At 37.5% G+C, this 14,151-nt stretch carries 12 protein-coding genes; all 12 read right to left on the bottom strand.

Annotation, left to right across the window (positions count from 1 at the left end; genetic code table 11):
• Positions 1–1,284 (bottom strand): EF-P 5-aminopentanol modification-associated protein YfmH, encoded by a 1,284-nt coding sequence (gene yfmH, locus JKP73_RS09790; RefSeq protein WP_021291514.1) that lies wholly within the window; start codon positions 1,282–1,284, stop codon positions 1–3.
• Positions 1,277–2,572, bottom strand: coding sequence for an EF-P 5-aminopentanol modification-associated protein YfmF (gene yfmF, locus JKP73_RS09785; protein WP_021291515.1), 1,296 nt, complete (start codon positions 2,570–2,572; stop codon positions 1,277–1,279). Before yfmF ends, yfmH begins: the two co-directional genes overlap by 8 nt.
• A gap of 127 nt (positions 2,573–2,699) precedes the next feature.
• Positions 2,700–3,659 carry an ABC transporter permease gene (locus tag JKP73_RS09780; RefSeq protein WP_021291516.1) on the bottom strand — a complete coding sequence of 320 codons (960 nt, stop codon included), beginning with the start codon at positions 3,657–3,659 and terminating at the stop codon, positions 2,700–2,702.
• Positions 3,660–4,706, bottom strand: a complete 1,047-nt coding sequence (locus JKP73_RS09775) for an ABC transporter permease (RefSeq protein ID WP_021291517.1) — start codon at positions 4,704–4,706, stop codon at positions 3,660–3,662. It abuts the gene before it with no gap.
• On the bottom strand, positions 4,693–6,231 hold the full coding sequence (locus JKP73_RS09770; RefSeq protein ID WP_200411160.1) for an ABC transporter ATP-binding protein: 1,539 nt from the start codon (positions 6,229–6,231) through the stop codon (positions 4,693–4,695). Before JKP73_RS09770 ends, JKP73_RS09775 begins: the two co-directional genes overlap by 14 nt.
• Positions 6,232–6,327: 96 nt before the next feature.
• Positions 6,328–7,422: a BMP family lipoprotein gene (locus tag JKP73_RS09765; protein ID WP_160807207.1), complete on the bottom strand. Its 1,095-nt coding sequence runs from the start codon at positions 7,420–7,422 to the stop codon at positions 6,328–6,330.
• A 167-nt stretch (positions 7,423–7,589) separates the two neighbouring features.
• Positions 7,590–8,318 (bottom strand): GntR family transcriptional regulator, encoded by a 729-nt coding sequence (locus JKP73_RS09760; RefSeq protein ID WP_200411159.1) that lies wholly within the window; start codon positions 8,316–8,318, stop codon positions 7,590–7,592.
• Positions 8,319–8,561: 243 nt separating this feature from the next.
• Positions 8,562–10,841, bottom strand: a complete 2,280-nt coding sequence (locus JKP73_RS09755; RefSeq protein WP_021291521.1) for an FtsK/SpoIIIE family DNA translocase — start codon at positions 10,839–10,841, stop codon at positions 8,562–8,564.
• Between the two features lie 134 nt (positions 10,842–10,975).
• On the bottom strand, positions 10,976–11,179 hold the full coding sequence (locus JKP73_RS09750; protein WP_021291522.1) for a YlzJ-like family protein: 204 nt from the start codon (positions 11,177–11,179) through the stop codon (positions 10,976–10,978).
• The gene (locus tag JKP73_RS09745) at positions 11,176–11,910 is read right to left on the bottom strand and encodes a ClpP family protease (protein ID WP_021291523.1); all 735 of its coding nucleotides are present in this window, start codon (positions 11,908–11,910) and stop codon (positions 11,176–11,178) included. The genes JKP73_RS09750 and JKP73_RS09745 overlap by 4 nt, the downstream gene beginning before the upstream one ends.
• Positions 11,911–12,032: 122 nt before the next feature.
• The gene (gene dapA / locus JKP73_RS09740; protein WP_038244208.1) at positions 12,033–12,905 is read right to left on the bottom strand and encodes a 4-hydroxy-tetrahydrodipicolinate synthase; all 873 of its coding nucleotides are present in this window, start codon (positions 12,903–12,905) and stop codon (positions 12,033–12,035) included.
• A gap of 19 nt (positions 12,906–12,924) precedes the next feature.
• On the bottom strand, positions 12,925–14,151 hold the full coding sequence (dapG, locus tag JKP73_RS09735) for an aspartate kinase (protein ID WP_021291525.1): 1,227 nt from the start codon (positions 14,149–14,151) through the stop codon (positions 12,925–12,927).

Raw genomic sequence — 14,151 nt, 5'->3', positions numbered from 1 at the left:
TTACTCCGGAGCAATCGTGCATACTGCCAAACGCTCTTCATCTATCCATTGCTTCACAAATTGCTGAGCATCTTCTAATGTTAGATTTCTGACTGCTGGCAGAATGGAGAAAAAATCGATTCCTGCTGCATGATAATGTGTAAAAGCATTAGCTACATTTTCTAAGCGGTTCATGGAACGAAGCAATTGACCGATTTTTTTCTTTTTCATACGATCAAATTCTGCTTGTGAAAGTGTCGTGTTTTTCATTTCTAGTAACATTTTTTTCAATAATGATGCAAATGCTTCAGGTTGCTCGGTGTTACTACCAATTAAGGTATAACCAAAGTCACGATCTAAATTGGTTTCAAAAAAGAAGCTATCATCAATTAGTTGCTCGCTATAAAGCTGTTGATAAAATGCGCCACCTTTCGAAAAGAAGTGGTCCATGATCATGTCTTGGAGGATATCTTTTTTTAAGAACGCATCACTTGAAAGACCATTAGCTAGATTTTTAATGCCCACCGTACATTTAGCAATCGAGACAGGCATCGTAATTTTCTTCGTTTTCGCAGCAACTGCAGAAGGTTCCTCTGGGAACTCTCGTTTTAATGATTCCATTTCCTTAAATGATTTTTTCGCTTGATTTCGCTCAATTAACTTCATCATATCTTCTGGGTTAAAATTCCCAGCAACAAACAAAATCATATTTTCTGGATGATAAAACGTATTGTAACAGGTATACAAATCATCTTTTGTAATCTGATTAATTGAATCTACTGTACCAGCAATATCAACATTTACTGGATGATTCTTAAACATTGCTTTAATCGTTCCCATAAACGATTGCCAATCTGGCTGATCATCGTACATTTTTATTTCTTGTGCGATGATTCCCTTTTCTTTTTCTACGGATTCTTCCGTAAAATAAGGATCTTGAACAAAATCGATTAGCGTTTCTACATTCTTTTCAATTTGATCCGTGGCCGTAAATAAATAAGCCGTTTTCGTAAATGATGTATACGCATTTGCAGAAGCTCCTTGCTTTGAAAAATCAGCAAATACATCCCCTTTCTCACTTTCAAACAGCTTATGTTCTAAAAAGTGGGCAACCCCTTCTGGCACAGAGATAACCTGTTCTTTCCCGATGGGAGTAAAATGTAAATCGATGGAGCCATAATTTGTTGTAAATAATGCATGTGTTTTAGCCATTTCAGGTTTTGGCAGTAAACACACGGTAAGACCGTTATCTAATTTATTCGTATACAAAGTTTCATCCATATCTTGATACGTATGTTTATTCATGGGTATCTCCTTTCGCAGAAGTTAATAAGTACAGTGTATCCTCTTGGATTTGCTGGGCAACATGAAGGACATCTTCTTTGGTTACTTGTTTAATTTTTTCAATAAATGTTAATGGCTCTACTTGCTTGTCGGATAATACTTGCTGGTATAAGAATTCAATTGTGCCTTGTGGATGATCCATGGTTTCTAATAATTGATTCGTTATTAACGCTTTCGTTTCCTCTAATGCCTCTGTTGTAAAATCCCCTTGTTTCATCGCAACCATTTGTTCTCGAATAATTTCTCTTGCTTTTTCAAAATCACTAGGAGCAATGCCGCTAAATACAAGTAATAATCCTTTATGACTTTCCATTCGAGAAGCAGCGTAGTATGCTAGACTATTCTTTTCACGTACGTTTATAAATAGTTTTGAACTAGGAAAACCGCCGAAAATACCGTTAAATACATGCAAGGCGTAATATGCCTCATCTTCAAATGTAACATTCGTGCGATACCCAATATGCAATTTCGCTTGTTGAATCTGATCGGTTTCGATGACTTCCTTTGGTTGCTTATCACTAGAAACAGAAGATGTCCTTGTCTTTTTAACGATTGAATTATTTGATGTTAAGCGTTCAAAGACTGTAGTTATTTTTTCTTCCATCAGCTGCTCATCCATATCACCTTGCATATAGATATCTATTCGGTCGGATACGAGCATCTCTTGATAGTAAGTATAAAGCGTTTCCGGAGTAATATCCTTTAAGTCTTCTAAATAACCATGTACATGTAATTGATAGGGTTCACCCTCACACATTACATCCATTAATCGCATATTTGCATAACTCATCTTATCATCTTTAATTGCGTGTATTTTTTGTTTTAGTGTATCCTTTTCTCGATTAAAAATGGTTGGTTCAAATCCTGAGCCTTCGATATTTGGATTAAATAAGACTTCGTGTAATAAATGAATGCCTTCATCTACAATCGTAGACGCATCTTTGAGAAATTTAGGATTCGCTATTTCCAGACGCAGACTTATAATATGATTCTCACCTTTTTTGGCACCGTCAATGGAAATAGAAGCCCCGTATAATTCATCAAGCTTGAGTTGCAATTTTTGCTTGGTAGGATATTTCTCTGTTCCCTGCTTGAGAATATATGGAAGCAGCGCACGTTTAGTTATTGTTTCTTTCGTTAATGGTGCTTTTAATTTAATCACTAAAGTTATGGTTTTATATTTTTTATTGGGAATAAGATGAAGCTGTGATCCATCCATGTCCTTTACAATTTCGGTGATTTCACGCATAACCATCCTCCTGTATACTTGATAATTTTTTACTTATTTATTCTTCACAAATTTTCCATTTATCATCCATTATAAAGTAAAAAAAAGCGGCTTGCGAATATAATACGCAAACCGTAAATGTAATAACTTATCTACTTCCCTTAATATAAGGTACTCCATTCCCTCGCGGTGCTTCTGCCCGGCCAATAAAACCGGCTAATGCTAATATCGTTAGGACATATGGTGCGATTAACAGAAATACTTGTGGTACATCTGCAAGGAAAGGAATTCCGGCTCCAATAACACTTAGACTTTGTGCAAACCCAAAGAAAAGAGCAGCGCCCATTGCTCCTAATGGATGCCATTTTCCAAAGATAACAGCTGCTAACGCCATAAAACCTTGCCCTACAATAGTAGCATGAGAGAAATTTAGAGCGATCGTTAAAGCAAACACAGAACCGCCTAGTCCCCCCATTGCACCAGAAATAATCACGGCAATGTACCTTATTTTATAAACATGAATACCGTTTGTATCCGCTGCCATCGGATGTTCACCTACTGCTCGAAGTCTTAAACCAAAAGGCGTTTTATACAATACATACCATGCAAAAAAAGCTAGGATGATCGCTACATATGAGGTAATATATATCCCTTCAAAGAAAATCGACCCAATAATTGGAATATCTGCTAGTAATGGAATGTCAGTTGTATAGAATGGTTGACTTACCATATCTGTTTGTCCCTTGTCATACCATTGCTTTGTTAAAAATACACCCAATCCCAATGCGAGAAAGTTAATTGCGACCCCACTAACTACTTGATCTGCGCGAAATGAAACAGATGCCACGGCATGAATAATAGAAAACAGTGCGGAAACGATCATAGCGACTATAATCGACACCCAAGGTGTCCAAGCTCCCAACACATCCGCAAATGTCAGATTAAATACAATTCCAACAAAAGCCCCCATGACCATTAATCCTTCTAAACCGATGTTCACGACGCCGGAGCGCTCACTAAATACTCCGCCTAAAGCTGTGAAAATTAAAGGTGCAGAATAAAATAATGCAGTTGGGATAATCGATTGCAATAATTCAATAACCCCCATTTATTTCTCCTCCTTTTTAAAGCGAAGTATTATCCACCGAATAATATAACTAGATGCTACAAAGAAAATAATCAATGCAATAATAATATCTACTAATTCATTTGGGACGCCAGCATGTGTTGGCATATTAAGCGCTCCAACTTTTAATGCACCAAATAAAAATGCTGCCAGTACCACACCAATTGCCGTATTTGCTCCTAAAAGAGCGACAGCAATACCATCAAAGCCAATATTGGAAAAACCAGAGCTAACGGTCATATTACCATAAGTACCTAACCCTTCCATTGATCCTGCTAAACCTGCAAAAGCCCCTGAGATAACCATTGCTAATACGATATTCCGTTTTACACTCATCCCTGCATATTTAGATGCATGTTGATTATAACCAACCGACTTAAGTTCATAACCGATATTTGTTCGTTCTATAATAAACCACATAATCACTGCTGCAAATAAAGCAATCATAATTCCATAGTGCATGCGAGAAAAGTATGTTAATCCTTCTAACCATTCAGATGCCAATGATGCACTGGAAGCAATGGTCTCAGTTTTATCTGCACTATCTGTTAATACACGACGAATAATGGCATTGGCGCTATATAAAGCAATATAATTCATCATAATAGTAACAATAACTTCGTGAACACCTAAGCGTGCTTTTAATAAACCTGGGATGAATCCCCAAAATGCTCCGGCCAATGCTGCTACGAATAAGGCTAATGGAAGGTGAATATACATAGGTGCTTCCATTGAGGTACCTATCCAAACAGCTGCTAACCAGCCTACTATTACCTGGCCTTCTGCCCCGATATTAAATAACCCCGCTCTAAAAGCAAAAGCGATCGCAAGTCCAGTTAATATATACGGCGTTGTTTGACGAATTGTCTCTCCAAAGAAATACAGGTCACCAAATGCCCCATTAAATAAAGCGACATAGCCTTGTATCGGGTTATATCCGGAGACAAGCATAATAATTGCACCAGACAATAGTCCAATGATGACAGAAATAATTGGAACCAAAATGTTAAACCATTTATTCGAATGCATGATGATCACCTGCCTCTTTGGTTTTACTGCCAGCCATTAATAAACCTAATTCCTGTTCGCTGGTTTCATCAGGATGAACATCTGCTACTATCTTTCCATCAAAAATAACAGCAATCCGATCACTTACATCTAATATCTCGTCTAATTCAAAGGACAGTAGCAAAATTGCCTTTCCCTTATCCCGCTCTTCAATTAATTTTTGATGAATAAATTCGATAGCTCCTACATCAAGGCCCCTAGTAGGTTGGGCGGCGATCAGCAGATCGGGAGAACGATCCACTTCCCTTGCAATAATAGCTTTTTGCTGATTTCCCCCGGATAACGCCCTTGCTTTCGTATACACACTTGGCGTACGTACATCATATTCAGCAATTAGTGTTTTAGCTTTTTGGTAAATTTCTTTATAATTCAGCACCTTATATTTGGAATACGGTTTTTGGTAATACGTTCGCAACACCATGTTCTCACCAATTGGAAAATCAAGTACAAGTCCAAATTTATGCCTGTCTTGAGGGATATGGCCAACTCCGCTTTCTGTTACTTTTCGAGGTGAGAGGTTCGTTATTTTTTTATTATTTAATTGAATGCTACCTGAACTAGATTTTGCTAAGCCAGTAATGGCTTCTATTAAATCCGTTTGACCATTGCCATCAATTCCGGCAATACCTACAATTTCCCCAGCTCGCACATCTAAATTCAGCCCTTTTACCATTTCTACTTTCCTTGTATCTTTTACAATTAAATTCTTAATTTCAAGTACCGTTTCCTTTGGTTCCGCGGGTTTTTTTTCTGTTTTAAAAGAAACTTCTCTACCAACCATCAATGATGCTAACTCATTAACATTGGTATCTTCGACATTGACGGTACCAATCCCTTTCCCTTTACGGATTACAGTGCACCGATCACACACTTGCATGATTTCTTTTAGCTTATGCGTAATTAGAATAATCGATTTACCTTCAGCCACTAGAGCATGCATAATTTCAATAAGCTCGGTTATTTCTTGAGGAGTTAACACCGCCGTAGGCTCGTCAAAAATTAACACATCTGCTCCTCGATAAAGTGTTTTTAATATTTCAACTCGCTGTTGCATACCTACCGAGATATCGCTTATCTTCGCAGTCGCATCGACTCGCAATCCGTATTTATCGGATAATTCTTGTACTTCTTTTTCTGCTTTTTTTAGATTAATTTTCCCTTTTTTTGTTGGTTCACTTCCTAAAATAATATTTTGGGTGACTGTGAACGGTTCTACCAACATAAAATGCTGATGGACCATTCCTATCCCTAGATCATTTGCGACGTTTGGATCTGAAATGTTTACTTTTTTACCTTTTACATGTATTTCTCCTTGTTCAGGTTGATACAATCCAAATAACACATTCATTAAAGTTGATTTTCCAGCACCGTTTTCTCCTAATAGTGCATGTATTTCACCAGATTTTAGTTGAACAGTAATATTATCATTGGCAACGATTCCAGGAAATTCTTTTCTTATATTTAACATTTCGATGACGTATTCCATTCAATTGCTGCCCCCTTTTTAAAAGACAAATGATTGCTATTTTTCCGAAAAAATATGTACATATAAAGAGGCTGGCTATCCAGCCTCCGTTTTATATTATAAGCTTTCTTCGAATTCCTTTAATTCATCTCTCGTTTTTGGAACGGTCACATCGCCATTCGTAATTTTTTCTTTCCATTCATCAACAGCGGATATGATATCATCACTCATTGCTTCTTCATTTGTTTTTGCAAGAGACACCCCATCATCTACTAAACCAAACTCAAGCACTTCACCACCAGGAAATGCATCTTTTGCTCCCATATCGCTGACTTCCTGAACCGATAAATCGACACGTTTTACCATAGATGTAAAGGTAACATTATGTTCACCGATTTTGCCCTCTTCATGTTGATCACGATCAACACCAATGACCCAAATTTCACGATCTGGATCATTCTGTTTCAAGTCTTTAGCTTGAGCAAACACCCCATTACCAGCTGCACCTGCAGCATGATAAATAATATCCGTATCATTTTCGTACATGCGGGTGGCAATTAGCTTACCATCAGCCGCCGAGCTAAAGTTACCTACGTATTGTATATCCACTTCAATATCCGGATTCACTGATTTTGCTCCTGCCTCAAAACCTGCCTCAAACTTATTGATTAAGTCTGAATCCACTCCTCCAATGAAACCAAGCTTATCTGTTTTTGTTTTCATAGCAGCAGCTACACCTGCCAGAAAAGATCCTTCATGCTCAGCAAATGTTATACTTGCAACATTTGGCGCTTCTACTACCGTATCAATAATAGCGTAATTCGTATCTGGATTTTGCTCAGCTACTTTTGTAACTGCATCTTGTAATAAAAAGCCCACTCCAAAAATAAGATTATAACCATCTCTCGTTAACCGAGTTAAATTCGGCAGATAGTCGGATTCATCAGAAGATTGCGCGTAGTCAAATCCGTTCCCTTTCGATAATCCTTGTTCCTCTCCCCATGCTTTCAAGCCTTCCCAAGATGATTGATTAAAAGATTTGTCATCGACACCGCCTTCATCCGTAACAATCGCTACTGAATAATCTTCGGACTCACTCTTATTTGCAGCTGCATTATCTTTGTTACTACTTTCGTTTCCACCACAAGCGGAAAGAACAACAGCGACACTCGCCATAATTGCAAATAGTAAAATAAATGTACGATTCTTCACTTAAAAGCCCCCCTGTTATGTTTTTTCATCTTACGTTTGAATCATCTAATCCTTCCTATCAATTATGTAAGATCACCTCCTTAATTTTTAAAAAATTAGGAAAAATATATTTAAAAAAATGGAAGCCGTTACATATTGAGTAAAGCTTCATTTTTTTAATCGGGGATTCAGTAGAGTCGTTTTCGTAAAACATGGAAACTGAACATATCGGATCGAAAATAGTTCGCAGAATAAAGTACGGGTTCATCATCTTCGGTATAATGCATTTGCTTTAATAATAAGAGCGTTTGTTCCGGATGACAGTTCAGTATATCGTATATTCGATCATGGTAACCTATTGCTTCAATATATGTGACAGCATAAGCAACTCGTTTATTTGCGTATTCTTCCATCAGACTAAAGATAGAATCCGATTTATGCACCCTATCCATTGGTATATAGTTTTCGGGTATTTTATCGATACAAAAAACGACAGGTTGGTCATCTGCGGTACGAACCCTCTCAATTTTTGCTAATCGATTCATACGTTTTGGGCCAAATTTACGCTTATCTTCATTTGTTGGGTCAATGATTTCTGTTGATAAATATTGTGAACCAGCAGATTTACCAGATTGTTCAATCATGTGCGTTACACTGGTTAACTGCTCTATACCTGAAGAAAAAACTGGCTTTGGGTTAACAAACGTCCCAACACCGTGTCTGCGATTAACAATGTTGTCTTCTTCTAGTATTCGTAATGCTTCTCTTAATGTTGCACGGGACACACCTAATTGCTTTGATAATTGAAATTCAGAAGGTAGTTTTTCTTTCTCTTTATACTTACCGTTTTCAATATCACGTTTAATTTCATCAATTACTTGTAAATATAAGTGCCTCGAATCGGTTTTGATAGACAAGCTGTATCCCTCCTTACAAAATCATTTCTTACATCAAGAAATCCGACATCTGACGTTTGACTGGTTTATTCGTCATAAATCATATCATGTATTACTTAATAAATAAATACTTCTAGGACAAATTCCTTAAAAATTTTCTTCCAATTTTGACATCCATCGACAAAAAGACCCCGAATGTATAATCGTATGAAAGAAAAAATATAAAAACAGTATAATACCAGCACTGGTATTATACTGCCCTTTCTAAGAAGACTGCTCTTCTGTCGGCTGACTAACGAGAACTGTACGAGGTTTACTACCTTCATATGGCCCTACAATTCCACGTTGTTCCATGGCATCAATTAATCGTGCTGCACGTGTATAACCAATTCTAAATCGCCGTTGTAGCATGGACACACTTGCACTTTGCATCTCCGTAATCAATTGTACGGCATCATCAAATAATTCATCATCTACCTCATCAACGACCTCGTTTGTTTCCTCTGGGATCATTTCTTCTTGGTAGGATGCTTTTTGCTGCTCAATACAATGATCAACGATTCGTTCTACTTCTTCATCGGACAAGAAGGCTCCTTGAACACGAGTAGGCTTGGATGCACCAACTGGTAGGAATAACATATCTCCTCTTCCTAATAACTTCTCTGCTCCTCCAGAATCAAGTATCGTTCTTGAATCTGTTGATGAGGATACACTAAAAGCAATTCTTGATGGGATATTTGCCTTAATCACACCAGTAATAACATCTACAGAAGGCCTTTGAGTTGCAATAATTAAATGAATACCAGCTGCCCTGGCCATTTGAGCCAATCGTGTAATCGCGTCCTCCACATCATTAGAAGCAACCATCATGAGGTCTGCGAGTTCATCTACAAGAACAACAATATATGGTAGATTCGGTTGCGTATCGCCCTCACGTTGATTATGCTTCCGAATATATTCGTTATAACCTTCAATATTCCTGGTCCCTGTGTCAGAAAATAATTCATACCTTCTTTCCATTTCGGAAACAACTTTTTTCAATGCTCTAGATGCCTTTTTCGGATCCGTTACAACTGGTGCCAATAGATGTGGAATCCCGTTATACACATTCAATTCAACCTTCTTCGGGTCGATCATCATCATTTTTACTTCATGTGGTTTGGTACGCATTAAAATGGTAGTGATAATTCCATTCACACATACACTCTTACCGCTACCAGTAGCACCTGCGATAAGTAAATGCGGCATTTTATTTAACTCTGAAACTATCGCATCTCCCGAAATATCCCTTCCTAAAGCGAATAATAGTTTTGACTCCTTACTTCCCATACTATCAAGTACTTCTCGTAATGAAACCATCGCAACTTCTTGATTCGGTACTTCAATTCCCACTGCTGATTTCCCTGGTATTGGTGCTTCAATACGTATATCCTTTGCTGCTAAAGCTAGTGCTAAGTCATCATGAAGACTGACTATTTTACTTACTTTAACTCCTGCTTCTGGATAAACCTCATACTTGGTAACTGCTGGTCCAACATGTACCTTGGTTACCCTCGCCTTAACCCCAAAACTAGTAAATGTACGCTCTAATTTTCTAACTGTCGCCTGGATTTGTGATTTTTCTTGCTGCTGTGAATTATGAGCAGGTTCCGCCAGCAATTTCATTGATGGCAATACATATTCATAGTTTTCTGTTTCTGTCATTGGCATGTTTTCAAGAGCATCCTCTGTTTTCTCTTGATTTGGCGTCACATCAACCGGTTCTGATGGAGTGGGTGACTCAGGTACAGGTTCCTGACCTGAATAGGCTACATCCGTAAAATCTTGAATTACCGGCTCTTCATCTATATGATAGACGACCTCATCATCTGCTTGCTCTTCTACTTCTTTAGAAGGAGTTTCTGATTTAGCTTGCCTTGCTTCTCGTTTTTCCCTTCTAGCTTCATTTGCCTGCTTCATGGTTGTCGATATTCGTTTCCAAAACTTAGAAAAGATATCACCAACAGATAGTTCTGTCATAAAAATAATCCCAATACCAATGGAAAAGACAGCAACTATTTTTGCACCAGCAAGTGAAAATAAATAATAAGAAAATGTTAGTAATAATGCACCAACCATCCCCCCACCTAAATATCCAGAGGTTAGTTGGCTATTTAGAAATTCTGAATAATTCTCCCAAGTGGTGCCGATAATCGAAAGGTTTGAATTTGTTGCTATTGCTTCATCGAACATTTGAATATGCGTTAATAATAGTATACCTGCAAAAACAATATAAAACCCAATTAATTTTTTATTCGCAAAGTCTGGAAATCTACGCTTGACTACAAGAATAAAACCGGTAATAAGTAATAGTACTGACGCAACAAAATACCATATTCCTAATAAAAACCGAAATAAATGTTCTAGCCCTCCAGGTATTGCGCCATCACTGATCGCACTGGCTCCACTACCAAATATTCCCAAAAAAATAAACACTAAACCAATCAACTCTAGTTTCAGCTGTTTTTTAAATTTGGTTTTGCGTTTCTTGCGTTTTTTTGCCATTATCTCACCTCAATCTATCTTGGCAACTATACAAGAAGAATAAACCCCTGCCCAAAAAATGGCAAGGGTCCTACACAGCATTTACTTTTGATTATATCATAAAACAGCTGTATGAAAATATTGGATATCGTGATTTACGATAAAATTGTTCCAGGTTGATATTTTTCGTTTAAAAAATCTTGTGGATCGGTAGAAAGCAATTGTAATACTTCATAAGATCCATCCGTCTTTTGTTCACAATACATATGTCTGCCTTCATAAGCAATCGTAAGCCGATTACTATTATCATTAGCCGGTGGAAAAACATCCTCATTTGCAAGTGGTGTATATAAAATCATTGAATCACCTGTGCTTCTTGGTTACCATTTCCATTTTCTTTAATAAGTTCATTTACTTTTTCCATTGCTTCTTTTACCCCACCGACACCATCAATTAATCCATACTCAACTGCATCTTTTCCTACTACATTTGTACCAATATCCCTTGTTAAGTTCCCTTTAGCAAACATTAAATCTTTGAATTTCTCTTCTTTAATATTAGAATGGTTTACTACAAAATCGACAACACGATTCTGCATTTCATCAAGGTACTCAAACGTTTGCGGTACACCAATTACCAAACCTGTCAATCGGACAGGGTGAATCGTCATTGTTGCTGTTGGAGCAATAAATGAGTAATTCGTTGCTACAGCTATTGGCACCCCGATAGAATGACCGCCTCCCAGTACGATAGATACTGTCGGTTTAGAAATGGAAGCAATCATTTCAGATAATGCCAATCCCGCTTCTACATCCCCACCAACTGTGTTAAGTAAGATAATTACCCCTTCAATCTTAGGATTTTGTTCAATGGCAACGAGTTGAGGCAATAAGTGTTCGTATTTGGTTGTTTTATTTTGAGGTGGCAATTGTACATGACCTTCTACTTGTCCAATAATCGATAATACATGGATATTGGAATCTGGAGCTTGAGGTACATTGGATTGTCCTAATTGTTGAATCTTTTGAACCAAGGCAGAAGAATTATTCTCTTGATTTTGGTCATCTTTCTTTTCCGGTTCTTTATTCATTTATGCACACTCCTTAATTGTTATAACTTCCATTAGTATGAGCGTAAATAACAACCTGCATGCATTTAAATTCCAGAAAGTATTATTCCTATGTAGTGTAGACAGAAAAATACCGACTAATATTAGTCGGTATTTTTTATTACCATTTTTAATTGTTGTATTTCTTGATCAGAAAGCTCGACTAGCGGTAACCTTAAGCCGCCAGTTTCAATCCCCTTCAGGCGCAATGCTGCTTTTACTGGCGAAGGCGAAGGAGCTGAAAATAAGCCCTTCATTATCGGTAACAATTTTCGATGCAGGCGTGCTGCTTTTCTTACATTACCTTCTTTAAAAAATGTTACCATTTCTTGCATTTCTTTTCCGATAATATGTGAAGCAACAGAAATAATACCTGAACCACCGATAGAAAGCATTGGCAATGTCATACTGTCATCACCACTATAAACACTAAAATCATGTTCTGTACCTTCTATGATTTCCGAGACCTGATCTAAATCTCCACTCGATTCTTTAATAGAAACGATATTACTCAGTTTACTTAATGCAATTGTCGTTTCTGCAGTTAGGTTAATGATCGATCTACCTGGAATATTATAAAGCATGATCGGTAATTCAGTTTGCTCGGCAATCGTACGAAAATGTTGATATAAACCAAGTTGATTTGGTTTATTATAATATGGTGTCACTAACATTACTGCATCGACACCACATTGTTGTGCTTCTTTCGATAATTCAATCGAAGCTTTTGTATTGTTACCTCCAGTCCCGGCAATAACAGGTACACGTTTATTAACTGTTTTTACAACATGGTTATACAGGTTGATCTTTTCATCCGCTGTTAAAGTTGGTGATTCTCCTGTTGTACCTGCAATTACTAAACCATCTGTGCCATTACTTAGCAAATATTCAATAAGCACCGTTGTTTGGTCATAATCGATATTTCCATTAGCATCAAATGGTGTAACCATCGCTGTTAGTACCTGACCAAAGTTCATTCTTATCACCTTTTTTCAGTTAATTAGCAGGACTGCCTGCATCACTTAATTCAAAAACATCATGTAACGCATTAACTGCTGTCTTCAAATCTTTATCTTGTACTAATACCCAAATGGTAGTATGACTATCTGCGGATTGAAGAATTTGGACATTTGCATCCGTTAATGCTTGCACAATCTTAGCAGCAACACCCGGTACTCCAGTCATTCCTGCACCTACGGCAGAAACTTTCGCACAGTTCTCTGTTATCTCTGGGTGAAAACCAAGCGTTTCTAATATATGGACTGCTTTTTCAGTAAAAGCATTAGGTACTGTATATATTACCCCTGTAGGAGAAATCGTAATGAAATCAACAGATATTCCAGCTTCTGCCATTGCTTTAAATACATCTGATTGCATCCCATACGCTTCTTCTTTTGTCTGCACACGTATTTGCGTGATAGAGGAAATATGAGCGATCCCAGTTATTAATCGATCAATAACATCCATCCCATCTACTCGTGATGAAGTTACTAACGTCCCTTCCTCTTGTGAATAAGTTGAACGAACACGCATCGGTATCTTTGCTTGCATCGCTATTTCAACCGCTCTTGGATGAATTACTTTCGCTCCTTGATAAGCTAAGTTACAGATCTCCGTATAGGTTACGATATCGAGTGGCCTAGCTGATTCCACTACACGTGGATCTGCGGTCATAATTCCATTTACATCAGTGAAAATTTCAATACGTTCTGCATCTAATGCAACTCCAAGCGCAGCTGCTGTTGTATCACTACCTCCTCTTCCAATGGTTGTGATATCACCTTCGGGAGTAATTCCCTGAAAACCAGCAACAACGACAACATCATGTGATTCTAACTCTCTTAAAATTCGATCCGGCTGAACCTCTTTTATTTTTGCCTGGGTATGATCATCTGTCGTAACAAAGCCTGCATGAGCACCAGTTAATGCTGTGGCAGTTATATGATGCTTTTGCAATTCATTTGATAATACGACAGATGAAATAATCTCTCCACAAGACATGAGCATATCTAATTCACGAGTTGAATTCTTATTTGCTGGAAAGTCAACTAAACCTAATAGCGTATCCGTAGCATAAGGATCAGGTTTTCTCCCTAATGCTGAAACAACAACCACCAGTTTATATTCTTTCATTAATGCATCTTTTATATGTTTAATGACATGTTCGCGATTTTCTTCTGATTGTACGGAAGTACCGCCGAATTTTTGGACTAATATTCCCAT

It is taken from the genome of Virgibacillus salexigens (assembly GCF_014905415.1).
Taxonomy (GTDB): domain Bacteria; phylum Bacillota; class Bacilli; order Bacillales; family Amphibacillaceae; genus Virgibacillus; species Virgibacillus salexigens.
The sequence above is the reverse complement of the archived record's forward strand: the minus strand, read 5'-3'. Positions and strand labels throughout refer to the sequence as shown.

Excerpts from the sequence above, each read along its gene's own strand:
- yfmH (WP_021291514.1), bottom strand. The coding sequence starts at position 1,284 with ATGAATAAACATACGTATCAAGATATGGATGAAACTTTGTATACGAAT.
- yfmF (WP_021291515.1), bottom strand. The coding sequence starts at position 2,572 with ATGCGTGAAATCACCGAAATTGTAAAGGACATGGATGGATCACAGCTT.
- JKP73_RS09780 (WP_021291516.1), bottom strand. The coding sequence starts at position 3,659 with ATGGGGGTTATTGAATTATTGCAATCGATTATCCCAACTGCATTATTT.
- JKP73_RS09775 (WP_021291517.1), bottom strand. The coding sequence starts at position 4,706 with ATGCATTCGAATAAATGGTTTAACATTTTGGTTCCAATTATTTCTGTC.
- JKP73_RS09770 (WP_200411160.1), bottom strand. The coding sequence starts at position 6,231 with ATGGAATACGTCATCGAAATGTTAAATATAAGAAAAGAATTTCCTGGA.
- JKP73_RS09755 (WP_021291521.1), bottom strand. The coding sequence starts at position 10,841 with ATGGCAAAAAAACGCAAGAAACGCAAAACCAAATTTAAAAAACAGCTG.
- JKP73_RS09750 (WP_021291522.1), bottom strand. The coding sequence starts at position 11,179 with ATGATTTTATATACACCACTTGCAAATGAGGATGTTTTTCCACCGGCT.
- JKP73_RS09745 (WP_021291523.1), bottom strand. The coding sequence starts at position 11,910 with ATGAATAAAGAACCGGAAAAGAAAGATGACCAAAATCAAGAGAATAAT.
- dapA (WP_038244208.1), bottom strand. The coding sequence starts at position 12,905 with ATGAACTTTGGTCAGGTACTAACAGCGATGGTTACACCATTTGATGCT.
- dapG (WP_021291525.1), bottom strand. The coding sequence starts at position 14,151 with ATGGGAATATTAGTCCAAAAATTCGGCGGTACTTCCGTACAATCAGAA.